This window comes from Vibrio splendidus, assembly GCF_001557875.1.
Classification (GTDB): Bacteria; Pseudomonadota; Gammaproteobacteria; order Enterobacterales; family Vibrionaceae; genus Vibrio; species Vibrio splendidus_F.
The window spans coordinates 611,219-635,116 of record NZ_LNRF01000001.1; the positions used below are offsets into that span (position 1 = coordinate 611,219).

Genomic DNA, 23,898 nt, shown 5'->3' on the forward strand with positions numbered 1-23,898 from the left:
TCGCTTTAAAATCAATGAGTTCCCGAATAATTATCTAGATGTCCGTTTTTATGAAAGTAGTTGCTTTAGGGTCAATGGCTGCTCTGCTACACCTAAGCGCTGCGCTGCTGTGAGCCCTTGCTTATCTTGGTAGCACAGATTGTGCCAAGCTCTAAATATGTCGAGTAATGGAAGAATGCCCCCAGGACGAAGCTTACGTCTAGGTTCATTAATGAAGCTATCAAATAGTAGCTGAAAGCGTTGTTGATAGAACTTAGTTTGCTGAATAGAGGCCGTGTTAAACCACTGTTTTGGTTCTGGATTGTTACCCGTTAGGTAGCAAATGCCTTTCTGATTATCACCTTGATTCGCGATAGCCCAGCGATCGCGCCACCAACTCATGTGAACGATGTCGATCTTTTCGAAACTTTGATCGTCTTGCCAGCCCGAATCTTCCTCTACATACATAAGGTCAATATTTTGACTCTGGATGCGCGGCAAACATACGCTTAAAGCGGCAGATCTTAGTAATGGATCTTGTGGCATATAGATGGCGACATGCTTGTCTTCATTACACATATCAAGCACATGTAGGAAGTGAGCATATGAGGTATAAGGCGGCCGAATTAGTGCGCCTTTCGAAGGGTAGCTAAATGTAGTGAGGTTGCCCATCGGGTCCTCAACATTACCTCTTGCTAGAATCACTTGATACTGCTGCTCAATGCGTTCTTTTAGCTTGTCAGAGGGCTGAGGTAGTTCGAGATTAGCTTCTGAAGAGTGTTCTTTGGATACAAAGCGCGCAACATCATCATAAGGATTATGGTCCACATTCCCTGACGGCTCTTCATTTTGAGAGTAGTTAACGTGCTGGCAAAGGATATAACCAGAATGCGCCTCACCCGTCGCTATCCAAACCACGCCGTTGTTGCTTTGTGGTTGTAGACGTTGGTAGTGAGAAGCGAATTCGTAATCTTTCGCATGGTTAACCCATCGAGCATCGATCATCGCTAATTTACGACGGCAACGGCTGGCGATATGGTCAACATGATCATAGAAGGTCTTTGGGTTGATCTCTAATTTTCTACAGATTTCACGCACGGAATAACCCATGAACAATAGGCCCATGAGGTTCTCTTGAAACTGAAGTTTTTTATTGGACCCAGACCATTTATCAACGAAGGTTGATTGGCAATCTTTACATCTGTAGCGCTGCCTGTCTCCACTGTAGCCGAAGGCATGATAAAGATGTTTGTGGGTATGAACCGATAAGCCGAAGTTATCGCAATCATCATTACGACAAGCTGGGAGCCCATCGCTGTGAAGTTGTCTTAGGCGATGAAGTTCGCTTAACACTTCACGGTTGTTAAGTAAGGGGGGGAAAGCTCCACATTCACGACAAACCATCGCTGGACGCTTAGGGTTAGCGTGTTGCAAAACATACCGTTTTGCATCGCTCAAGCCAAAGTTGTCACACGCCAATGTTTTACAAAAGTTGAGTTGCAAACCATCCGCATCTTTTGGCAGCTTGTCGTTAGACACGATCTCCCCCTCGGGATTATTTGAGCAGCCAAGTGAGCTTGGCTGCGGGGTAACGCTTTTCAATGTATCTTTTATCAAATCGTTAGATGTTGATTGCAGTCTCTAGAGCAACTTTCATCATGTCGTTGAAAGATTTTTGACGCTCTTCTGAGCTCAGTTTCTCACCACGGATGATGTGGTCAGATACTGTTAGGATAGTCAGTGCTTTAGCACCAAGGTCCGCAGCAACACCGTAGATACCTGCTGCTTCCATATCAACACCAAGGATGCCTAGCTTTTCCATTTTTTCGAAAAGGTCAGCTTCTGGAGTGTAGAAAAGGTCTGCAGAGAATACGTTACCAACTTTAACTGGAACTTCTTGTGCACGTGCTTGGTTTACCGCTTCTTCTAGAAGACCGAAATCAGCGATAGCCGCGAAGTCGTGGTTGTTGAAACGAATGCGGTTTACTTTTGAGTCAGTAGAAGCACCCATACCGATAACAACGTCCATTAGTTTAACGTCGTCACGTACTGCACCACAGCTACCTACACGAATAACGTTCTTCACACCGTACTCAGCGATTAGCTCGTGTACGTAGATGCAGCATGATGGGATACCCATACCGTGGCCCATTACAGAAACTTTCTTACCTTTGTAAGTGCCTGTGTAGCCAAACATGTTGCGAACGTCACAAACTTGCTTCACGTCATCAAGGAATGTTTCTGCAATGTATTTTGCGCGAAGCGGGTCGCCCGGCATCAGTACTGTTTCTGCGAAATCACCAGCTTGAGCGTTAATATGAGGTGTAGCCATGGTCGTTCTCCAAAGTTTAAACGGTAATTATAGGAACAGGATTTAATCAATTACCGATTCTGTTGAATTGAATTCGTTTTGTTGAGGCAATATTAGCGAGTTAAAACGAGGCTCCATGAGACTTTAGTCACAAAATAGGTTTGCCATTATAGTTTTATTAATATTGATAACCAAATATGTTGAAAGCGTAAAGGCAATCGATTTTGCGTGTCCATATGGATATGCAACAGTACTAAAAGGTGCTTTTAATTATATAAACCAACGTTAGTTTAGCTGTAACTAACCGTTGTAGAGACGTTTGATCAGCGATAATCTAAACTTTGATAAAAAGACAAACCAAGGATTTGTATGTCGTATTGCGCTAACTCGACGCCTTTGCATTCGATGAAAACACAATTACGTAAAGTAGTGTTGCTTGCAGCGAAAGTAACTTTGATTGCCGGTGGGATGGTGTCGTCGTGGGTCTCTGCGGCAACTTTTGAGCTCCCTCCTGCAGAAAGCCGCATTGTGGGGAGAATACAGCAGCATGAAGTGGTATCGGGTGAAACGTTAGCTATTATTGCTAAACAATACGATATTGGCTTTCTCTCTTTAATGGCGGCAAACAAAGGGGTAGACCCTTTTCTACCTGCGGAAGGATATATATTAAGTATTCCTAGCCGTTTGATCCTGCCAGATACCCCGCGAAAAGGTATTGTTATTAATCTTGCGGAGTTAAGGCTGTATTACTTTGAGCCCGAGAAAAATCAGGTGCATGTGTTCCCTGTCGGTATCGGACGAGTCGGACGTGATACGCCGGAAATGATCACCAAGATAAGCCAAAAAAGACCAAATCCGACTTGGACGCCACCGAAGTCGATCCGCAAAGAGTATTTAGAGAAGGGAATTGAGTTGCCTAAGGTCGTTCCTGCAGGGCCTGAAAATCCACTTGGTGAGTATGCTTTAAGGCTTGCTTATGGCGCAGGCGACTATTTGATACACGGTACCAATAAAGATTTTGGAATAGGCTTACGCGTAAGCTCTGGCTGTATTCGCATGGAGCCTAAAGATATCGAGTGGCTTTTTGAACAAGTGAGTCGTGGTGAACAGGTCACTATTATTAATGAACCCATTAAGGTGTCATTAGAACCAGATAGAAGCGTGTTTGTTGAAGCGCATGAACCATTGACACGAAGCGATGGCTCTAAGAAATCCTTGCAAATACCTGTCGAGTTAGAATGGTGGCTTGAAGATGCAGACTTGCCTAACTCAAAAGCCAAAGCGGTTATCTTTGCTCAAAATGGCGTGCCAGTTGAAATTGCTCCGCCAATGATTTCTAACTAAATATGCTATTTATAAGTTTCGAATAGTGTGAGCACCCAGAGCTGTTCTGCCCATTCATCTGTTGAACTTTGGTTTATTGACCTTGAAAACAAAACACCACCTCTGTGAAGAGGTGGTGTTATCAATTTACTGCAATGTATATACGTCTTTTGAAATCTACAGCTTAATTGCGCTTATAGCTAAATTACTTAGTGTAAGACTCTGCAATATTGTCGATGCGGTCGTTAGCACGATCTGCTTCTTCTTTTGCTGCCATAGCGGCTTCAGATGCTTCTTGAGCCTTCATTTCTGCTGCTGCTTTGTCACTCTTAAGCGCTTCAACTTCGCTTGTAAGTTGAGCAACTTGGTTAGTTAGTTGATCCATTTCTGACACTGCAGCTTCTTCTGGCTCTGAAGAACAACCGGCTAAAATGAAAACTGAGGCCGCAGCTGCGATTAACGTCTTATTCATAAGAACTCCTTGCTTATTTATCATCAAAAGATGCGCTATACATTCTTTATCATATAGTCGCTTCATTAATGATTGTAGCGACTAATTTTTTAAGCGCAAAAACAATAACTAAAGAAATTGCTAAATTTTTGAGGTAATTAGCTGAGTATCACGTTCTGTCTCACTTATGAGATGTGAAATTTGGATGCGGCTTTGATGTGGTTTTAGGTAGATGCCCCTTTACTTGCAATGCATACAATGTTCTAGCTGAAGATAGATTAAGGGATAAATTTACTGTGATCTCTATCCTTATAAAGTACTTTCGCGGTATCATGTCACGTTAAATTAATTTTATTCAATACCATCATGACTGGAGAGTCCTTTGCACTTTAAAGATTTAGGCTTAGATAACCGCTTACTGAAGAACTTAAAACATTACGACTTCAAGAAGGCGACAGAGATCCAATCAAAAGCGATCCCTGTTGCTATTGCTGGTAAGGATCTATTGGCTTCATCAAAAACGGGATCAGGAAAAACATTGGCGTTTGTGTTGCCGATGATACATAAAGCATTAAAAACAAAAGCGTTTTCTGCTAAAGATCCTCGTGGTGTAATTTTGGCTCCTACTCGTGAGCTAGCAAAGCAAGTTTACGGTGAACTACGTAGTATGCTTGGTGGCCTGTCTTACGAAGCGGCGCTTATCTTGGGTGGTGAAAACTTTAACGACCAAGTTAAAGCACTGCGTAAGTACCCTCGTTTTATCGTAGCGACTCCAGGCCGTCTTGCTGATCACCTAGAGCACCGCTCTTTGTTCTTAGATGGTGTTGAAACGCTGATCCTTGATGAAGCGGACCGCATGCTTGATCTTGGCTTTGCTCCAGAACTGCGTCGTATTGCAAACGCGGCTAAGCACCGTCGTCGTCAGACTCTAATGTTCTCTGCAACGCTGGATCACGCCGAAGTGAATGGTATCGCAAATGAAATGCTAGACGCACCTAAGCGCATCTCGGTGGGTGTTTCTAACGAGCAGCACTTGGATATCACTCAGAAATTCTACCTATGTGATCACCTAGATCACAAAGAAGCGATTCTAGACCGAGTATTGGAAGAAGCTGAATACCGTCAGGTAATGATCTTCACAGCAACTCGTGCCGATACTGATCGACTAACAGACAAGCTGAATGAGAAGAAGCTTAAAGCGGTTGCATTGAGCGGTAACTTAAACCAAACGCAGCGCAATGCGATCATGAGTCAGTTTGAGCGTGCGGTTTACAAGATTTTGGTTACAACCGATGTTGCTTCACGTGGTATCGATATTCCAAACGTAAGCCACGTAATCAACTTTGATATGCCGAAGCACACCGAAGAGTACGTTCACCGTGTTGGTCGTACTGGCCGTGCAGGTAACAAAGGCGATGCTATTTCTTTAGTTGGTCCAAAAGATTGGGATAGCTTCAAGCGTGTTGAGCTTTACCTTCAACAAGATCTTACTTTCTCTGTGCTTGAAGGCCTAAAAGGTAAGTTCAAAGGTATTAAGCCTCGTAAACCTGCTTTTGCTAAAGGCGGCCCTGCGAAGAAGAAGGCTCACACTCAAGCGAAGAAAACGCCGAAGAAACCAGTCAAGCGTGATAAGAGCTTCCACCAGAATGTGGCCGTGGGTGATACCGTGTTTATCCCTAAGAAGAAAGTTGCGCCAAAAACTGACGACGAGTAACCAACTCGCGTGAGTTAAAGCTGATGTTTATAAAAACAGATTTTTATAAAAGCTAACGTAAATAAAAACCGCCTATGAAGGGCGGTTTTTTTGTAGCTGACTTCTGTGCCTGAGAGGCGCTACCCCGGATTACGAGTCACTCGGACGGCTTTAGAAATTAAAGGTCGAGAATGAAAAAGCTAAGATATGGTCGGCAATGTATTTATGCGTGGCGGTGGTTGGGTGCGTCACGCCCCAAAATACGTAACTGTCTGAACCATAGGTTGCGCAATCATTGGTTAAGCTGTGGCTTCTTAAATAGTCGGCCGATGAGCTTCGATTAATATCAAGACAAGCATCACTCGCGTTTCGAAAGCCATGTTGTTGTGGGTTATCGGTAATGCTGGCGAACAACGCACTCGCATCGAACAACACCACGTTTATCCCCATATCTTGGTAATACTCGGCTTGAGCTTTGATGAACTGGTTGAATTCTAAGATCTTGCCACGAACTTTTATGATCTGTTGCTCGGTTGAGTATTTGAATTGAGGGGCTTTGGTCGCATCGGGCAGTGTGAACAGCAGAATATTGTTCGCACCAGATTCCGTTAAGCGGATCAGTGCACTGCTAAAGTCAGCTTTTACATCGGCGACTTCTCGGTTGTAATTCATAAAGTCATTGAGGCCAAACTCTAAAGTAAATAATGAGTTTTCAGGGCGATAATTTTTGGCGACTTTCATGTAGGTCAGATAAGAAGTGACTTGATCATAAACACCAGTCAATGCCACGTATTGGTTGGTACCTGCTGCGCCGCCCACTGCCCAGTTATACAGAGGGACATCTTTCGCTTTGGCTAAGTACTCCGTCCAGACTAAACCATTTGAAAAGTGGCCTAAAAACCACGAATCAGCGTTCGGAAAAACCCACTGAGAACCATTAAATAGATTGCCAGTATCGGACAAACTATCGCCGAAGGTGATGATACGGTTGATGATGTTGGCTTGGAACGCGTTGTCGTTGGTCCAGATTGAGTGGTTGTAAGAGAAGCGATTATCTGCCGCATAATAGGTGATGTCAGCAACGTCATGCTGGATATCGAGAGTTTGTTCGCAACGTTCTTTAATCTCCGACTGAGGAGCATCACTGTAGAACATGTTTTTGAAGGAAACAGAGGACCACCAATATCCGTTGATCGTGTAGTAGTCACCATTCTCTTTTTCTGCCCATTTCCAGTCAGTGGCCGGAGAATCATGAGACGCATCGGTTCGATACCAACATCGAACATATGAATAGGTTTCTGAGCCTTGTGTACTGAGTACTTGTGCGGATGTTATGGATTCAGGTGTTGGTATTGAGTCTTCAGCGGCATAAGCGCCAAAAGGCAGGGCTAACGCGAGTATTAAAGCCGTATTTTTCATCACTGTATTCTCTTTTATATTTAGATGAGCCAAACAAAAACGTTGTTGCTTGTTGCTTGTTGCTTGTTTCTTGCTGATAATTGGATAAGTAAATAACTGGTACGACCTATATCTAAAATCAATAATTAACGTCAATATATTCAGGTTTGTGGTGTGTCGTTAATGGCATAAGTATCAAGTTTTCAACGAGTTTGTGGTTGAAAAATACCTGTTTCCAAACGGTTATCTCTCGTCAGACTTTGGCTTATTGCGAATGCTGAATTGATATTTTAATAAGGAAATTGAAAGATAAATCTCATTATTTTTTGCTAAACATTAATTTAATCAATTGCTTATGGTTTTGGTTTTATCTTAATTCTGTTCGCCTGATGTTCATCGCAACTGTTTAATTCAAGTTCAATATCACAAATATCGAGTTGCTACTTTCTGTTTTATAAAATCATCAACTACGGTTCTTTTACTCATCAGAGGTCTAATCTGTTTAAGGAAAGAGCATTGAAAAAGATATTAATTTGGACGATAGCCTGCCTATCTAGTTTTGGCGCAAATGCCGGAACGAGCGCATCAGCATTAGAAACCAGCGGATATACTGAAACGAAATACCCCATTATGTTGGTACATGGTCTGTTTGGTTTCGATACATTAGCGGGCGTCGACTATTTCTATGGCGTACCTGAATCCCTAACCAAAGATGGTGCGAGCGTATACGTCGCTCAGGTCTCTGCAACCAACAGTTCTGAGGTTCGTGGCGAACAGTTACTCAGTCAACTTGAAACACTGTTAGCCGCAACGGGAGCAAGCAAGGTGAATCTGGTTGGTCACAGTCATGGTGGGCCTACGGCTCGTTATGTTGCGTCGGTTCGACCGGATCTTGTGGCATCAGTGACCAGTATTGGTGGCGTACATAAAGGCTCTAAGGTTGCTGATCTCGTTCGAGGGAAAGTATCTGAAGGCTCAATCACAGAAGGTATTGCGGTTAAATTAGCGGGTGGGTTAACGACACTGATTAACCTTTTATCTGGTGGAACGGATCTCGATCAAGACGGCCTCGCTTCTCTTGAAGCATTGACCACAGAAGGCTCGCTAGCATTCAACCAGTTTTATCCTGAGGGTGTTCCGACGTCTGAGTGTGGTGATGGTGAGTGGCAAGCAAGTAATGGCGTTTATTACTATTCATGGACAGGATCCTCCACTTTCACAAACCTTCTCGATCCTACCGACGGAGCGATGACAATCCTTGGCTTAGCATTCGATGAACCTAATGATGGTTTAGTGGGAGCATGCAGCGCGCATTTGGGCAAAGTGATAGGTGACGATTATAAAATGAATCACCTAGATGAGATCAATGGGTTGTTGGGTATTCACCATCTCTTTGAGACCGATCCAGTGACGTTATATCGTCAGCACGCTAATCGATTAAAGTTGGCTGGTTTGTAGGCTGAACATCCGTTAAAAAATAAGGAAAGTACATGAAAAAGACCGCCCTTTTGTCGATAACCACGATAGCCCTGATGAGCACAGCGGCGGTCTTTTTATATCTAAAGAAGGAAGATACAAGTTCATATAATAACAACGAACAAAGCGCTTCTTCATTGAAGGTTAGCACTCAACAAGATACCGAAATCGATAGTGCGTCAGCCAAAGACATGATGGAATATTTCGTGTCAGGCAATACAGAATTAACCCTCGAAGAGATTCGTGACAATGTGGCACAGCACTACGAGCAATCACAAGCAGTAGTGGTCGATGAAGCATTGTTCGCAAAGTACCTTGAGTACAAGTCGGCACTGACAGCATTGGATGTTCAATTCGACAACACATCAATATCCGCAGAGGACCTACGCGCGCTGAATCAAGCGTTGCTCGATCTCCAATCTCAATTTTTCAGTGAGAGCGAGGTAAGTATTCTATTTACCCATGACAACAGAATGAGGGAAATTGCCTTAGAAAAGTTACTTTTGAAGCAGGAGGGATTAGAGGATGAAGAATACCAACAAAGACTCGAATCTTATCTATCTGAGCAACCCGATTATGTTCAGTCGAGTCATCAGAATCAGGTGTTACTCCAACAGCTCTCTAGCTCTGAACGCCTCGATGAGCAGGGTAAATATTTAAAGAGAAGCGAACTCGTTGGTGAAGAAGCAACCCAAAGACTCGAAGCGCTTGATAAGCAAAGGGCGGACTTTGAAGGTTCGTTAGAGGTTTATTTTACAGAGCGAAATGACATCTTGAGTGATTCAGTTCTGTCGACCACTGAGAAACAAGAGACTATCGCACGGCTTCGGAGTATGTACTTTCAGCCAGAGCAACTTCGAAGAGTGGAAGCGATTGAAAGGATCAGAGCTGCTGAGTCTAGTCAGTGATGTCTGGCGCACAAAAAAGCCAACTACTGATGATTCAATAGTTGGCCTAACAGTATTTAAGACAGTTACTGCAATTTATACATGCAAAGTAAGCACTTACATCTTAAGTTTTTATACCTTTAGCTTTATACCTTAAAGTAATCCAACTGCTGTTTCTGCTGCTCGGCTAGGTTAGATAGCTCGTGGCTTGCTGCTGCTGCTTGAGTAATGCCGGTGACGTTTTGGCTTACTAGGCTGTAGATGTTCGAGATATTACGGTTGATATCTGAGGTTACTTGGCTTTGTTCTTCGGCTGCAGAGGCTACTTGAGTGTTAATCTCTGTCATGTCCGTTACCGAGTTAGCAATGCCTGAAAGCGCTGCGCTTACTTCACCTGCAAGAGTTTGGTTGTGCTCCAGCATAGCCAGTGAGCTGCTCATGCTTTCATTGGCGTTACCCGATTGAACCTGCAAACCTTCAATGATGGTTTGGATCTCTTTGGTTGAATCTTGGGTGCGTGCTGCCAGCATTCGAACTTCATCAGCTACAACTGCGAAACCACGACCGCTTTCACCTGCTCGAGCGGCTTCGATTGCTGCATTAAGCGCAAGCAGGTTGGTTTGTTCAGAGATACTTTGAATAACCTCAATCACTTTACCAATCTGTTCAGAGTGCTCTTTTAGTGTACCCACAACGTTCGCAGCTTCGCTAAGCTGAATCGCCATTTGTTCATTCGCTTGGTTGCTTTCATTGAATAAGCTCATGCTGTGCGTTGCCATCTCGTCCGCTTGCTTAGAAGCTGAATCGGCTTGTACTGCATTCTCATTAACGTGCGATGCGGTGCTCTCAAGTTGGTTCACAGCAGAAGCAACTTGCTCTACTTCTTGCTTCTCTTGATCTGAGTTAGCGCTTGACTGTGTCATTACTGCCGCTAGTTCTGTCGACGCAGAAGCCACTTCGATACTGATTCGAGACAGCGAACTTACCGTGTCTCGTAGTTGTTCAATAGATTGGTTTACATCTTGTGCAAGGCGCGAGATTTCGTTGTCGCCATACTCTTCGGCTTTAACCAGCAGGTTACCTTTTGCTACTTCGCGCATGGTTGCTTGAATATTGCTGATTGGTTTAACAATGATGCCTGCAAGCGTCCAGCTGATGACTAATGCGATAGAAAGAATCGCTAGTAGGGCAATGGTCGCCGTATCCAGTGTGCTGGTGTGTTGCTGTCCGTTGATGTCGACCTCTTGAGTCGCAAGCAAGTTCAGCTTCTTAGACAGAGTGTTGATCGCTTGCACCATTTCATTACCCGCGTGACGGTATTGGTCGATTGCAGTCTGGTAGCGGTTTTCAAAATCTGAAGGGAGTGATGCATCGCCGTGTTTCACTCTTAATAGAGGAAGCATGGTGGCTCGAGAAAAGTCGACATAATGATTCATCGCCTTGGTCATTGCCGCTACTTCATCTTGCATGCCTGGCACTGTGTCTAATGAATTTAGTAGGCGAGTATTTTGGTCGCGTTTTTGATTTAGCATTTCGACCAGTGTTTTAACGTCGTCAGGATTAAACAAGCTGTAGATCGCTTTGATACGCATGCCGTAGCTGTTATCGACGATTTCGCTGAGTTCTTCTTTATGTAAGATTAATTGGTCTGTTGCTGTTGATACATCTTTAAAAGCATTTTCCAGTTTGTCACCACCGATAATGACACCCGTCAAAAGTAATACGACGGAAAAGAGTACTGGAATAAGAATTTGTATTTTGATTGATAAGCCACTGAGAAGTTGGCGCATGTAATGTCCCTCTTTGAATAAAAGAAATAGATGAGAATTATTATTATTAGAATTAGTTGGCGATTCTAACTAATGAGACTGATAATTCAATCAATAATAGATTCGATTTAGATATATGCGATAGGTATTTGATAAGCATTGATTATTTATCGTTCAATCCAGGGTTTTAACCTTTTTAAAGGTAAGGCTAATAAGTGGTGAACTCGACAAGTAGGACGTAAAGATAAACAGTGATTGTTAATTGAGCGGGTTGTTTTAATTTGGTTGGAATAAATACTTAGTGCTTATAGAACAAGGCAATGTATTGCTTTGAGGGCATCTAATAGAGGAAAAATAAGAAAATAAATTGCAGTTGTCATATAGGCTTCAATTTAGTGAAACACAACTGTCACATTCGGATTCTAAAGTGGGCACCGTTCAAGCAAACACAACATTACGGCAATTACGCCACTAAAGGAAATTTGTGATGAAAAAGACAGTTATCGGTGCAATCGCACTACTAGGCGCTCTAACAGTGAATACAGCTTCAGCTAAAGAAACTATCTCTGTAGTTGGCTCTAACAGTGCTTCTCCACTGGTTGAAGTTTTTGCAGAAACCTACATGAATAAAGGCGAACCAGTGTTCATCGAAATTCAAGCTCCAGGCTCTTCTGCAGGCATCAAAGCAGCAAAAAATGGAAGTGCTGACCTTGGTATCTCTTCTCGTGACCTTAAAGAAGAAGAGAAAACAGCTGACCTGAAAGAGCTAGTTATCGCTCGTGACGGTATCGCAGTTGTTGTTAACCCAAATAACGAAGTATCTGCTCTTACAGCTGAGCAAATCACTTCAATCTACAAAGGCGACATCACTAACTGGAAAGATGTTGGTGGTGCAGATAAGCCAATCGTAGCAATCACTCGTGATACGGCATCTGGTACACGTGGTGCATTCGAAGACATCATGAAGCTTAAGAAGAAGATCGGCGATAAGAAAGTATCGGCTATCTCTCAGCGTGCACAAGTTGCAAACGGTAACGGCGCACTTAAAGTTTCTGTCGCAAGCAACCCATACGCTATCGGCTTTATCTCTCTAGGTACAGTTGACGAATCTGTTCAAGCTCTAACTATCGACGGCGCTGCTGCGACTGTAGACAACGTTAAGAACGGTTCTTACAAAGTTGCTCGTCCATTCCTAGTTCTTTACAAAGCCGGCGCTCCAACAGCTGAAACTCAACAATTCCTAGACTGGATGGTTGCAGATGAAGCTCAAGCTATCGCTGGTAAGAAAGGCTACATCACAGTTAACTAATCTTAACTGACTCAATCTTAATTATTGCTCAGCCTGCTTTAGGCTGAGCCTTTTCTTTCAACTTTGTTTATTTCGAGCTCTTATTGAGCCACAAAGTTTGAGATTTTATATATGACCATCGCAAATAGTGAAAAGCTTATGAATACTGAAGCGACTCAAATCAACAAGCCAAGTCTACGTGCTAAGAAGCGCATCGACTGGAGAGAAAGAATCTTCCACGGCTTGTTCTTATCGAGTGCTGTAATCGGCATCGTATCACTAGCCGTTATCGCTTACTTTATCGTTGCAGAGAGTATACCTGCATTCCAAGAGGCCGGTGTTTCTGGAATCGTTCTGGGTGTTGATTGGTTACCTCCAGCTCTATTCGGTGTTGCAACCATGATTGTTGCATCGATTGTTTCGACACTTGGAGCTGTAGTTGTTGGTGTACCGGTAGGTGTATTAACCGCTATTTTTATTGCTGAGATTGCTCCAAAACGTCTTGCAGATATTATTCGACCAGCAGTTGAGCTTCTCGCGGGTATCCCGTCGGTAGTTTACGGCTTCTTTGGTCTAGTAATTATCGTTCCAATGATTCAGAACATTTTCCAAGTACCAGCAGGTAACACTATCCTGGCGGGTATCATTGTTCTAGGTATTATGATTCTTCCTACCGTGATCACGGTTTCTGAAACTTCGATTCGTGCTGTACCTCGTACATACAAAGAAGGTTCACTTGCACTGGGTGCTTCGAAAATCTACACGATTTTTAAGCTACTGGTTCCTGCTGCACGTTCAGGCATTATGACTGGTGTGATTTTGGGTATCGGTCGTGCACTTGGCGAAACGATGGCAATCATCATGGTTATGGGTAATGCGCCAGCAATGCCAGAAGGTATTTTGGATTCTGCTCGTACGCTAACAGCAAACATTGCAATTGAAATGTCTTACGCAAGTGGCGTTCACGCTAACGCACTGTACGCAACAGGTGTTGTACTTCTAGTGTTCATCATGATGTTAAATGGTGCTCTACTTTATCTTAACCGTGAAAAAGCGAAGTAGGCGAGGATAAGTAATATGGATCGCGTAAAACTAAAACAAGCACGTCAAACCAAAGATAACATCCTAAAAGGTTTTATCTGGGCAGCTGCGGCTGTAACCGTTGGTTTCTTATTCTGGATTATTTGGTATATCCTATCGAACGGTCTGCAATACGTAGATTGGAACTTCATTAGTGACGATTACACTCGTACTGGTGAAGAGCGTGGTATTTTCCCAATGATCATCGCCACGATCTACATGGTAATTGCATCGATTGCGGTAGCCGCGCCTCTAGGCATCATGACGGCGATATACCTAACTGAATATGCGAAAGTAGGTAGTCGATTGGTGAAAGTGATTCGATTCTGTACTGAGTCGCTAGCGGGTATCCCATCGATTATCTTTGGTCTGTTCGGTATGACCTTCTTTGTTTCGATTCTTGGTCTCGGCTTCTCGATTTTGTCGGGTGCATTAACGCTAAGTATCCTGATTCTTCCTGTAATTATTCGTACTACAGAAGAAGCATTGATGGCTGTACCACAAACTTATCGTGAAGGCTCATACGGCCTTGGCGCTTCAAAAATCTACACTATCTGGCGTTTGATCTTACCAAGCGCAATGCCAGGTATCTTAACTTCGGTCATTCTTAGTATTGGTCGTGTAATTGGCGAATCAGCACCTGTATTTTTAACAGCAGGTATGGTGGCACGTGTTCCTGAGTCGGTATTCGATTCTGGCCGTACACTAACGGTTCACCTATATAAGCTGACAACAGAGCTATTTACTATCGACGAGTGGAACCAAGCCTACGGCACGGCGACAGTCCTAATCGTACTGGTTCTCTTGATCAACATGGTTACAAAACTGATTGCGAGACGCTTCAACACGGCAACTTACTAAGCTCATTAGCCGGCTCAATAATAAAGAGAGCCCCCGTGATAAAGAAAGCGTCAAGTTAGACACGAATTTAAGAATTTAGAGATTACGAACATGAACAAATTTGATATTGAGAACCTAGATCTGTTTTACGGCGACAACCAAGCGCTTAAATCTATCAATCTGCCAATTCCAACTCGTCAGGTTACGGCACTGATTGGTCCATCAGGTTGTGGTAAGTCAACGCTACTACGTTGCTTGAACCGCATGAATGACCTAATTGAAGGCGTTACTATCAAAGGTAAGCTGGATATGGATGGCACAAACATTTACGGCAATATTGATGTGGCTGACCTACGTATTCGTGTAGGCATGGTATTCCAAAAGCCAAACCCATTCCCAATGAGCATCTACGAGAACGTAGCTTATGGCTTACGTGCCCAAGGCATCAAAGACAAGAAGCACATTGATGAAGTAGTAGAAAGCTCACTGCGCAGTGCAGCACTTTGGGACGAAGTAAAAGATCGTCTTAAAGCACACGCATTTGGCTTGTCTGGTGGTCAGCAACAACGTCTATGTATCGCTCGTACAATTGCAATGGAACCGGATGTAATCCTGATGGATGAACCGACATCGGCTCTAGACCCAATCGCGACACACAAGATTGAAGAATTGATGGAAGACCTGAAGAAAGACTTCACTATCGTTATCGTAACGCACTCAATGCAGCAAGCGCGTCGTATTTCAGACCGTACTGCTTTCTTCCTAATGGGAGAGCTTGTAGAGCACAACGAAACGAGTGTTATCTTCAGCGAGCCAAAAGATGATCGCACTAAAGGTTACGTAAATGGTGACTTTGGTTAATTGATTATTTAAGTGCTGTTTTTGTCCTTTTAGCAAACCAGCGCGCTAACTGAAACGCAGGTTAGATAATCGATTTGACTTACAGAATTATCACTATAACTATAAGCGATGGAAGTTTTGCCCCACTCTAATGTGGGGCTTTTTTATGTTCTTAAAAAAGTCACAATGTCGATGAAATTTTGGGCAGAAAATCCCATTTTTGTCGTTCTTCTCATGCTTGTGATAATGTTAAAAGTGAAATTGCGACCCGCTTAACATCTCATTTTTAGTTACATTGATTGCATATCAATGCTTCGGTATTTTTGCTTCATTCTCAATAGCCAATGGACGGAAGCTGTGCCTGTTAAAGCCTTTGCAAAACAAATATCTGCTGCGCGCGACCATCGTTTATTGGCTGAATCTCTTTTTGACTATCTGGTTAAGGTACTCGCTCCTCAAGGGATTGGAATATTTGCGGAACCGACGCCGGAGAGCGATTCGTTAGCGCTGTTCTCTTACGGCGAATTAACCTCGTTATCGAGTTATCCTTCCACATTTTGGCCTTGGGTTGCCCAGTTCGATACCGCGGACGGGGTGTTGCCTATGGCTATCAATACTTGTAAGTGGGAGCATATGAAGGTGCTCGGTGGAGAGTCATTCATCATGATGCTCGATAATGCGCCTGCCTGCAGAACTTATTTAATTGTTCAAAATTGCAGTGCTGAACAGATAAACCAAACTTTCGATCAAGATCTTGATGTTCTCCAACTCGCCGCAGCCCGCTGGCAATGCGTTCGTGCAGAAAAGAACGCTGCTATCGAGATTAAGCATCGGGATACCCGAGAGGCGCAGTACCTGGATGAAATTAAGCTTCGCGAATTGTTTGTAGAGAACATGAAGTTAGTACATCAGGTAGCGTTAGAGCTATCGAACCCAGAATCTTTAGACGCACTCTATAAAGCGTCAGTAGAAGCTGTACGTGACCGCTTAGGCTTTGATCGTGCGATCTTTATGTTGCTTGATATGAAAAAGCGTTGCTTTAGTGGAACTTACGGCACTGATGAACTGGGAAAAACCAACAGCGAACATCATACTCAATACGACTTACATCAGCTTGAAGCGGAATATATAGAGGCTCTGTCTGACAACCACACCAACTTGGTTATTATTGAACAAGCGCCTCTATACACTGAAGGCAAAGTGGTTGGACAGGGTTGGAATGGTATGTTGATCTTACGAGAAGGGGATAAACCTGTCGGCTGGATCGCCATGGACAACTACATTCACCGCTCGCCAATCACCAATTACCAAAAGCAGATGCTTGAATCGTTCGGCTCTCTGCTTTCTCAAATCTACATTCGTAAACGCCAAGAACAGAACATACGTATGCTGCACTCGAGTATGGTTGAGTTGTCTCGCTGTGATAGTGTCAGTGAAGTGTGTAAGTCTGCAGTAAGTTTTGCTATTCAGCACTTAGGCATCGACCGATTGGCGGTTTTCCTTACCGATAAGAACTGTAGCTACATGCAAGGTACATGGGGTACCGATATTAAAGGTGACATTGTTGATGAATCCTACTATCGCTCTGAGCTGGTGGAACGTGACATTGTCGCCGCGGCTCGTGCTTGCCCTAACCAAGTTGCATTTGAAGAGTCGGTCCCTATTTATCACGATTTCAATATTGTCGGAGTCGGTTGGACGGCTATGACGATGCTCACCACCAATACGGGGGAGCCGATTGCGTTTATTGCCGCTGATAACTTGCTAACACGCAGCCCTTTAACTTCTCAATTGCGCGAAGTGATTCGTATCTTTGCTTCTAGTCTCGCTGAGGTGCTGCAAAGAACCATGGCTCAAGAGGAGCTGAAAAAGCTCAATGAAACGCTTGAACAAGAGGTCAGCAAACGCACTCAAGAGCTAGAGTTGGCTAATGAGCAATTGGATATCATTTCTAAACTAGACCCGCTGACGCGTCTTGGAAATCGTCGTATGTTGTCTCAGGTTTTAGATGATCTCAATTGTGATGATCAAGGGGCATTTGCCACAGAGTATGAAGTCACGTTTGGACTGATTCTTGTCGACCTTGATCACTTTGGTTTGTACAACAGCGTTTATGGTCATACGGAAGGTGACGCAGCTTTACGCACGATAGGTAAGGTACTGAATAACCATGTTTACAGTGAGCAAGAGACTTTCTGTCGTATTGGGGGAGAAGAGTTTATGTTGTTGATGATTGGCACTAATCATTCTGAAACTAAACAGCGTGCCGAGTCGATCAGAAAGTGCATTGAAGAGGCAAAAATCCTACATTGTGAAAGTAGCACAAGCCCGTATTTAACCGCATCCGTTGGCTATGCCTCGATAACTTCTGACCAGCACCAGTTCGATTTTGATTTGTTGTATGGCAAGGCAGATAAAGCCTTGTATCAAGCCAAAGACTCAGGGAGAAATCGGATCGTTTCTGCGTTAAAACGCAAAAAGGTTACTGCCTCTCTTTCTTAAAATAAAGGCCGTTGTTCTCCATATGATCAACGGCCTTTGTGCTTTACTACTTTGGACGAACTGTTTCGACTAAAGCTTTTCTAGCGAGCTATTATGCTTTTTACTCGCGACTCTTTTGGGCTTCTTCACCGCTTTGATTGCCAAATCAGGACTCCATGTTTGGGCTGATGAACCGGCTTCACCATAAAGGCTTTGGTTTAGTTTAGTGAATTCGGCTTCGACGGCTTTTAACGTCTCATCATCCAAGTCTGGGTTTTCAGCTTTCCACTGTTCAAACAAGGTTCTGGTCATCACGCCATCTTTCGCCTTCAGCGCTTCAATAAGAGCGTCTGCTGTATTTGATTGACGTTCAACTATGTGTGTTGGTTTTGTCGTTACACCACGTCGTGACCAGAAATAGAACGCTATTGCTGAGCTGACTAACCATAAAACAGCAAACAGAGCTGTGAGATAAGGCCAGATCCCAGGGCTATCCACAGTAATAACCGTCGGGCTTACTTGTTGGGCGGGCGTAGCAGTAACTGGTGGAGTGCTTGACGCTGCGCGATCACTTGCTTTTACAGTTAACTCTAGCCCCTGCGCTTTGCTGGTTTGTTCTGATTGTGAATCGGTGTTAAACCAAGTTTGAGACACATCAGGAAGCGAGATATTTCCAGCCTCTTTCGGAATCAAGACCTGCTTGTAAACAACGACAGCATCACCTGACTGAGTTGTGCCAAATTGCGGCTTTTCTTCATAAACACGCACCGAATTAGGGTAGGTGATGTTTAGTTTTGGCAGCTGGTGTTGCGTTAAATTGCTAGCCGTCATAGTAATGGTACGAGTTAACGAATCACCCGCTTCCATTTCAATGTTCGGTTTGTCGTCACTGAGAGTACTGCTATTTGCTAGTTGATTGCCTTGGCTATCTGACCATTGCTGAATCAACTTGAAGCTAGAGGTTGGTAACCACTCACCTTGGTAGCCTTTTGGCACCTCTTTGACGGTGACTTCTAGGGTTTCAACGGGAGTGTCGAGTTGGAACAGACGCGTTGTGCTGGAGTTGTTGGTCGAGTAAACGACTGCCCCTGTTAGCTTCGGACCAATCAGCTTAAACTGCCCAGCTTTTGGAGACGAAATACGGAACGACTGCTGAACAACTGTGACTTCTTGTCCATTGAGGACATCTTGAAATTGCTTCGATTCACCAATAGGTTCCACATCTAAGCTTGGAGAGCTCGGTGGCGCTATTTTAGGATCTTGCAGCCTTCTTGGGTCAGCTTTAATTATCAGTTTTACATCAAGCTCAGCGACTTCTTGTGGGTACAGCGAGTCTTTACTCAGATTAAGCTGGAATTCAGCCATATCATGTTGAGTGGGCGCAGCTTTATTAACGGCAACATTGATCGTGATTGGCTTGGTTTTCGCCCCTTCAATATCGAAGCTAGGAATGTGTATCTTGCCCAAACGCAGTGGCGCAAGGCTGATGTTCCATTCGCTTGACACCGAACGGCTGCCATTGACTATTCGCATCGATGAACCAAAGCTTGGTGTGCCGACATAGAAATCCTGCTGGAGTGCCGTGAGATCTAAAGCATCAGAAGAGACCTTTTCATCGGTGGCGACTCTAAGTAGGAATACTTGATCTTTGGTGACACTGTTTTGTGAAACGCTCGCCACGGCGGTTGCCGCTAGTGCTGAAAATGACGAGAAAGCGCCCAACAGCAGCGTTAGGGCTATGGATAAAAATGGCTTGTTTAGAAATCGCATGGTTACCACTTTTTGTTCTGGTTGTTAGGGGCACTTTTTTGTCGTGCTTGTAAAATCATTTGTGCTTTAAGTAGCTGGCTCGGGTCACGGGCGCTTTCTACTTGTTCAAGTTTTCGCATGTCCGGATCGCTCGACAGAGGTTGATCTGAGGTTTGCGCTACAGCTTGCTGACCATTTTGCTCACCATCTTCTTTTGAAGCTTGTTGTGCGCTAGCACTTTGAGGTGTCGAGCCTTCTTGGTCACTTTGTTTCGGCTGATCACTCTTACTTTGTTGAGCGGTTTGTTTGTCGTCTTGTTTAGACTTTGCAGAGTCAGAGCGATTTTCAGGTTGGCCTTGCGCTGCGTTTTGATCTTGGCTCTCACTTTTATCTTGATTACTGCTTTGATCTTGCGACTTGCCATTGTCAGCAGAGCTTTGTTGTTGATCCTGAGAGCTTTGCGAAGAATCATTTTGCTGACCTTGCTGACCTTGCTGACCTTGCTGACCTTGCTGACCTTGTTGGTTTTGGTCTTTCTGGTCTTTGGATTCAGAATCTCCTTGCTGTTGCTGTTGCTGTTGCTGTTGCTGTTGCTGTTGCTGTTGCTTCTGGGCTTGTTCGACGATCTCTAAGTTCTTCTTGGCATAAGCATGCTCAGGGTTGCTTTCGAGGATACGTTGATACTCTTCTATCGCTTGGTCGTACTTACCTTGTTGAGCTTGGGCGTTAGCAAGGTTATAGCGAGCATCTTCATCAGAGAGGTCTTGCAGCGTCTGCTCTGCGGCTTCGAAATCGCCGGCTTTATATTGAGCAATGCCTTTCCATTCTTGCTGGGTGAACTGTTCAGCAGCTTGTTGGAAGTCCTCGTCCTGATACAACTGATAGCCTACTTGATCATCGGTTTTCCACGGGTTCGCAAATGCAGTATTTGGTTGGCTAACAGAGATAACGCCAACTAAGACACACCAAATAATCCCTTTCCTGAATAATCCAAGAGCCGGAAGTAATAGGAATGGCAGTAGCCAAAAACCATTGTTGACTCTGGTGTTGAGTGAGTTATTTGTTTTAGTCACGCTTGTGGTTGTTGCAATGCGGTCGAGATAGTTCGCGATGTGTTCAACATCAGAGTTATCAAATTGAACCTCAGTAAACGTGCCACCATAGCTGCGTGCAAGATCACGCATGTTTTTTAGGTTAGTCTTGGCTATCACTGTCTGCCCTGAGTCGGTTTGTAGCATCGAGCCTGTTGGTAACGAGATGGGTGCACCACTTTCAGTACCCACAGCTAAGATAGATAGCGTCCAATTGCTACCAGATAGCAGAGAGTCGATCTCTTTCTTCTCTTGGTCATCGACGTCATCGGCAATGAGTACCAAATCACCTTGGTAGATCTTCGCGCGAGTCATCATCTCAATGGCAAGCTTAACCGCAGCGGGAGCGTTGCTGCCTTGGTAAGGCATGATATCCGGAGACAAGTTTGGTACTTGGCTCTTGATGGTGTTGATGTCTGACGTTAGCGGGCTAATAGTATAAGCATCGCCGGCGTAAGCGACCATTCCAGTTAGGCCCTCTTTCCACAATGAGAGCAGATCGAGTGCTTTATATCGCACTTGTGTTAAACGGTTTGGTTTTATGTCGGTAGCGTAGAGCGACATCGACATATCCATCATTACAACTCGTGCCTGTGTTTTTTCAAAGCTTGGCTGCTCATTGTTTTGAAAGCTTGGCCCAGCCAACGCAATGACACCGATTAACCACCAAATACCAAAGTAAGTACTACGGTTTTTAGATGGCTTGCTCGTTTCTGGAGCTAAGTATCGAGCAATATGGGACGCCAATAACCCTTGTTTCGATTGTCTCTTGCTGAGCCACAAAATAGCGGGCAGCACAGCAAGCGCCAACAACCAATATGGGTAGATAAAAGTAAAGTTAGACATTGTTTCTCCTAATGGCTAACAGCATAAATGCGAAGAACATTGCCGCCGACAGTGGCCATACGAACCACTCTTGTTGCGGTCGCCATATCTCAGTGGCGTTCGTCACAGGCTCTAACTGGTTGATGGTGTCGTAAATCGTTGCTAACTCTTTACTATCACGAGCTCGGAAGTATTGACCGCCAGTGCGTTTGGCTATTTCCATTAGCGTACGTTCATCCAAATCTTGAGCAGTATTCACTTTACGAGTCATGAAGAACTCTTTAACCATCATCTCGCCTGCGCCAACACCGACGGTGTAGATGGTCGCGTTGTACTTCTTGGCAATATCTGCGGCCTCTAATGGGTCTAATACCCCAGCGGTATTGCTACCGTCACTGAGTAGCACCATCACACGTTGAGGTGCATCACTATCAACAAAGGTCTTGGTAGCCAGGCCAATGCCATCGCCAATCGCAGTTTGATTACCGATTAGTCTCAGTACCGCCTGATTGAGTTGTTGCGACAGTGTGTCTCTGTCTAATGTCAGCGGCGTTTGCAAATACGCATGATCGGCAAAGAGCACCAACCCAACTCGGTCGCCTTTGCGGCGATCAATAAAGTCGCTCAACACATGTTTCACAGCCGATAACCGGTCGATGTATTCGCCATTGAACTGCATGTCTTCTTGACTCATCGAGTAAGAGAGGTCGACAACCAACATCAAATCACGATGCTTCGGTTGAAACTCAACGGGTTCGCCATACCAAACGGGGCGTGCGAGTGCTGTCACCAATAAAAGCCAGACCATGACGGACAACGCCTTTGGCAAGCGAGTGCTTGGCGTTTTGGTATTAGAATCCTCTGGCAGAAATGGAAGCTTGAGGGCGCTACTTGATTCCGCCTTAGGTGAGAATAAGTAAACGAGAAACGGCAGTGGCGCGAGGAAAAACATCCACCACCAAACGAACTCGATGTTTAGTAAGCTCGTGTTTAAAAGATCAGTCATAACGACCTCGCTTTGGAGGAAGGGCTTTACGAAGCCATGTTTCGCAGTCATCAACTAATTGCTGTTGAGCCTTTTTCTGGTCGTCGTTTATTAGGGCTGCATCTTGATAGAGCGCTTTCTGCCACTGGGGTTGTTTTGCTACAAATAACGGCTTCGCTAATTGCGCATCTAAGAACTTCAACCAATCATCACCAGACAAACCTGCCACTTTTTCTCGTGGGAAATAGCTCAATGCTGCCTGGCGAACCATGTCTTGAGCTTTGCTCGGAGACAAGCCATCTGGAGACTGACTATTACTAAAGTAAGACAGCGCTTCTTGCTTCGCCTGTTGATTGTTTTTTCTGCGTTTTACAATAAAAAACACCAAAGCAATCAGGATAATGGCTGTGACAATTACGGCCCACCAACCCCACGCCAAAGGCCACCATGTTGGTGCGTCTGGCGCAATAACAGGGCTTAAATCTAAGGGCTGCTTCATGACTGAGCTCCTGATATCTGGCTCATCAATGGTTGTGCACTCGACAGCGAGCTATAGGGTATCGCGAGAGATAAGCCCAACTGTTGTAGCTGCTGCTTCTTTAGTGAAAAAGCGTGGTTGAGCTTTTGCTTCTCTTTATTGGAGGAGAAATTAAACCACTGCGTTTTGCTGCCATCGGTGACTTGTTTAGAGCCTTTATAGGCTGTTTGACCTTGCTCAAGTGGGTCATAAAAATGCACTAAGCGCACTCTGTTGTGTCGGCGTATTTGACTGATAAGTGAGTAATCACTTTCTTGGTAGCGCACAAAGTCACTGAGGAGGATGATATCGCTTCCTTTAGGGCAAAGCTGGTGCAGAGATTTCAGCCCATGCTCTAAGGTCGTGTCATTATGATTGTCGTGATTAGACAGTGCCGCATTATTGATTTCTATGACTTTTTGCAAAATACGCAGTGGAGCATGGTTGCTTGCACTTGGCTTAATCTCAATGACCTCTTTGCCAGTATCGATCACCGCGCCAATTCGGTCTTTTTGAGCCACAGTAAGCCAGCATAGTTGGCTAGCGAAGTGCGCAAGTTGAACCGATTTCAGCAATAAGGTTGAGCCAAAAATCATACTGCTGGATAGGTCCAAGAACAAAATGACAGGCTGTTCTCTCTCTTCAGAGAAAAGCTTGGTATGCGCTTTGCCCGTTCTGGCTGTTACACGCCAATCAATGCTTCGGATATCGTCGCCCGCTTGATATTGACGAACTTCAGAGAAATTCACCCCGCGACCTTTGCGGTTGCTCTCGTGTTGACCGTTAAGCTGCGACCAAAGGCTCTTGGCTGGAGGCAACCAGCGAACAGACTGCGCTTTGTATTGCAGAAGTTCGTCTAGATTTAACGTGACGCCGTCACTATGGTTGGGTAGTTGATTATTCATGCGCGTATCC

The 23,898-nt window shown here is 44.4% G+C and carries 19 protein-coding genes; 9 read left to right on the forward strand and 10 right to left on the reverse strand.

What is annotated here, in order from left to right; translation table 11 throughout:
• Positions 1-48: 48 nt before the first annotated feature.
• Both ATB74_RS02640 and deoD read right to left on the reverse strand, forming a co-directional pair.
• The gene (locus ATB74_RS02640; RefSeq protein ID WP_048661020.1) at positions 49-1,518 is read right to left on the reverse strand and encodes a lactate dehydrogenase; all 1,470 of its coding nucleotides are present in this window, start codon (positions 1,516-1,518) and stop codon (positions 49-51) included.
• A gap of 82 nt (positions 1,519-1,600) precedes the next feature.
• Entirely contained in the window at positions 1,601-2,311 is a 711-nt protein-coding gene (gene deoD, locus ATB74_RS02645; protein ID WP_048661021.1) for a purine-nucleoside phosphorylase, read from the reverse strand.
• A gap of 348 nt (positions 2,312-2,659) precedes the next feature.
• On the opposite strand from deoD, the gene ATB74_RS02650 reads away from it, so the two are divergent.
• Positions 2,660-3,634 (forward strand): L,D-transpeptidase family protein, encoded by a 975-nt coding sequence (locus tag ATB74_RS02650; protein ID WP_061016356.1) that lies wholly within the window; start codon positions 2,660-2,662, stop codon positions 3,632-3,634.
• A 184-nt stretch (positions 3,635-3,818) separates the two neighbouring features.
• On the opposite strand, the gene ATB74_RS02655 is transcribed toward ATB74_RS02650, so the two are convergent.
• The gene (locus ATB74_RS02655) at positions 3,819-4,085 is read right to left on the reverse strand and encodes an Lpp/OprI family alanine-zipper lipoprotein (RefSeq protein WP_004737730.1); all 267 of its coding nucleotides are present in this window, start codon (positions 4,083-4,085) and stop codon (positions 3,819-3,821) included.
• Positions 4,086-4,446: 361 nt separating this feature from the next.
• Between ATB74_RS02655 and ATB74_RS02660 the strand changes: the two genes are divergently transcribed.
• The gene (locus tag ATB74_RS02660; protein ID WP_060980603.1) at positions 4,447-5,778 is read left to right on the forward strand and encodes a DEAD/DEAH box helicase; all 1,332 of its coding nucleotides are present in this window, start codon (positions 4,447-4,449) and stop codon (positions 5,776-5,778) included.
• 150 nt (positions 5,779-5,928) lie between these two features.
• Here ATB74_RS02660 and ATB74_RS02665 read toward each other — a convergent pair whose 3' ends face one another.
• Positions 5,929-7,176 carry an SGNH/GDSL hydrolase family protein gene (locus tag ATB74_RS02665; RefSeq protein WP_060980602.1) on the reverse strand — a complete coding sequence of 416 codons (1,248 nt, stop codon included), beginning with the start codon at positions 7,174-7,176 and terminating at the stop codon, positions 5,929-5,931.
• Between the two features lie 495 nt (positions 7,177-7,671).
• On the opposite strand from ATB74_RS02665, the gene ATB74_RS02670 reads away from it, so the two are divergent.
• Together ATB74_RS02670 and ATB74_RS02675 are read left to right on the forward strand one after the other, a co-directional pair.
• Positions 7,672-8,613, forward strand: a complete 942-nt coding sequence (locus ATB74_RS02670; protein WP_061016358.1) for a lipase family alpha/beta hydrolase — start codon at positions 7,672-7,674, stop codon at positions 8,611-8,613.
• 32 nt (positions 8,614-8,645) lie between these two features.
• A complete protein-coding gene (locus tag ATB74_RS02675; protein ID WP_061016360.1) occupies positions 8,646-9,539 on the forward strand; it encodes a lipase secretion chaperone in 894 nt (297 codons plus the stop codon).
• Between the two features lie 125 nt (positions 9,540-9,664).
• Here the strand turns inward: ATB74_RS02675 and ATB74_RS02680 are convergent, their stop codons facing one another.
• Entirely contained in the window at positions 9,665-11,308 is a 1,644-nt protein-coding gene (locus tag ATB74_RS02680; protein WP_061016362.1) for a methyl-accepting chemotaxis protein, read from the reverse strand.
• 466 nt (positions 11,309-11,774) lie between these two features.
• Between ATB74_RS02680 and ATB74_RS02685 the strand changes: the two genes are divergently transcribed.
• From ATB74_RS02685 to ATB74_RS02705, 5 genes are all read left to right on the forward strand, one after another.
• Complete coding sequence (locus tag ATB74_RS02685; RefSeq protein WP_017064254.1) at positions 11,775-12,596, forward strand: phosphate ABC transporter substrate-binding protein; 822 nt, start codon at positions 11,775-11,777, stop codon at positions 12,594-12,596.
• A 111-nt stretch (positions 12,597-12,707) separates the two neighbouring features.
• Positions 12,708-13,637: a phosphate ABC transporter permease subunit PstC gene (gene pstC, locus ATB74_RS02690; RefSeq protein ID WP_019822958.1), complete on the forward strand. Its 930-nt coding sequence runs from the start codon at positions 12,708-12,710 to the stop codon at positions 13,635-13,637.
• Between the two features lie 15 nt (positions 13,638-13,652).
• Positions 13,653-14,516 (forward strand): phosphate ABC transporter permease PstA, encoded by an 864-nt coding sequence (gene pstA / locus ATB74_RS02695; RefSeq protein ID WP_060980598.1) that lies wholly within the window; start codon positions 13,653-13,655, stop codon positions 14,514-14,516.
• Positions 14,517-14,606: 90 nt separating this feature from the next.
• Positions 14,607-15,356 carry a phosphate ABC transporter ATP-binding protein PstB gene (gene pstB, locus ATB74_RS02700; protein ID WP_004732036.1) on the forward strand — a complete coding sequence of 250 codons (750 nt, stop codon included), beginning with the start codon at positions 14,607-14,609 and terminating at the stop codon, positions 15,354-15,356.
• A gap of 336 nt (positions 15,357-15,692) precedes the next feature.
• Positions 15,693-17,837, forward strand: a complete 2,145-nt coding sequence (locus ATB74_RS02705) for a sensor domain-containing diguanylate cyclase (protein WP_061016364.1) — start codon at positions 15,693-15,695, stop codon at positions 17,835-17,837.
• 69 nt (positions 17,838-17,906) lie between these two features.
• Here ATB74_RS02705 and ATB74_RS02710 read toward each other — a convergent pair whose 3' ends face one another.
• Genes ATB74_RS02710 through ATB74_RS02730 form a run of 5 tightly spaced genes read right to left on the reverse strand, consistent with a single transcriptional unit; the run spans position 17,907 to position 23,888 of the window.
• A complete protein-coding gene (locus ATB74_RS02710) occupies positions 17,907-19,586 on the reverse strand; it encodes a BatD family protein (protein WP_061016366.1) in 1,680 nt (559 codons plus the stop codon).
• A gap of 2 nt (positions 19,587-19,588) precedes the next feature.
• A complete protein-coding gene (locus tag ATB74_RS02715; protein ID WP_061016368.1) occupies positions 19,589-21,502 on the reverse strand; it encodes a VWA domain-containing protein in 1,914 nt (637 codons plus the stop codon).
• Positions 21,495-22,487, reverse strand: a complete 993-nt coding sequence (locus ATB74_RS02720) for a vWA domain-containing protein (protein WP_155645119.1) — start codon at positions 22,485-22,487, stop codon at positions 21,495-21,497. The genes ATB74_RS02715 and ATB74_RS02720 overlap by 8 nt, the downstream gene beginning before the upstream one ends.
• Positions 22,480-22,965 carry a DUF4381 domain-containing protein gene (locus tag ATB74_RS02725; protein ID WP_061016373.1) on the reverse strand — a complete coding sequence of 162 codons (486 nt, stop codon included), beginning with the start codon at positions 22,963-22,965 and terminating at the stop codon, positions 22,480-22,482. Before ATB74_RS02725 ends, ATB74_RS02720 begins: the two co-directional genes overlap by 8 nt.
• Positions 22,962-23,888 (reverse strand): DUF58 domain-containing protein, encoded by a 927-nt coding sequence (locus ATB74_RS02730; protein ID WP_061016375.1) that lies wholly within the window; start codon positions 23,886-23,888, stop codon positions 22,962-22,964. Before ATB74_RS02730 ends, ATB74_RS02725 begins: the two co-directional genes overlap by 4 nt.
• Between the last annotated feature and the right edge of the window lie 10 nt (positions 23,889-23,898).

Bases quoted from the DNA above. Each gene is read 5' to 3' on its own strand.
- pstA (WP_060980598.1), top strand. From the start codon at position 13,653: ATGGATCGCGTAAAACTAAAACAAGCACGTCAAACCAAAGATAACATC.
- deoD (WP_048661021.1), bottom strand. From the start codon at position 2,311: ATGGCTACACCTCATATTAACGCTCAAGCTGGTGATTTCGCAGAAACA.
- ATB74_RS02725 (WP_061016373.1), bottom strand. From the start codon at position 22,965: ATGAAGCAGCCCTTAGATTTAAGCCCTGTTATTGCGCCAGACGCACCA.
- ATB74_RS02680 (WP_061016362.1), bottom strand. From the start codon at position 11,308: ATGCGCCAACTTCTCAGTGGCTTATCAATCAAAATACAAATTCTTATT.
- ATB74_RS02655 (WP_004737730.1), bottom strand. From the start codon at position 4,085: ATGAATAAGACGTTAATCGCAGCTGCGGCCTCAGTTTTCATTTTAGCC.
- ATB74_RS02685 (WP_017064254.1), top strand. From the start codon at position 11,775: ATGAAAAAGACAGTTATCGGTGCAATCGCACTACTAGGCGCTCTAACA.
- ATB74_RS02730 (WP_061016375.1), bottom strand. From the start codon at position 23,888: ATGAATAATCAACTACCCAACCATAGTGACGGCGTCACGTTAAATCTA.
- ATB74_RS02665 (WP_060980602.1), bottom strand. From the start codon at position 7,176: ATGAAAAATACGGCTTTAATACTCGCGTTAGCCCTGCCTTTTGGCGCT.
- ATB74_RS02720 (WP_155645119.1), bottom strand. From the start codon at position 22,487: ATGACTGATCTTTTAAACACGAGCTTACTAAACATCGAGTTCGTTTGG.
- ATB74_RS02675 (WP_061016360.1), top strand. From the start codon at position 8,646: ATGAAAAAGACCGCCCTTTTGTCGATAACCACGATAGCCCTGATGAGC.
- pstB (WP_004732036.1), top strand. From the start codon at position 14,607: ATGAACAAATTTGATATTGAGAACCTAGATCTGTTTTACGGCGACAAC.
- ATB74_RS02710 (WP_061016366.1), bottom strand. From the start codon at position 19,586: ATGCGATTTCTAAACAAGCCATTTTTATCCATAGCCCTAACGCTGCTG.
- ATB74_RS02715 (WP_061016368.1), bottom strand. From the start codon at position 21,502: ATGTCTAACTTTACTTTTATCTACCCATATTGGTTGTTGGCGCTTGCT.
- ATB74_RS02650 (WP_061016356.1), top strand. From the start codon at position 2,660: ATGTCGTATTGCGCTAACTCGACGCCTTTGCATTCGATGAAAACACAA.
- pstC (WP_019822958.1), top strand. From the start codon at position 12,708: ATGACCATCGCAAATAGTGAAAAGCTTATGAATACTGAAGCGACTCAA.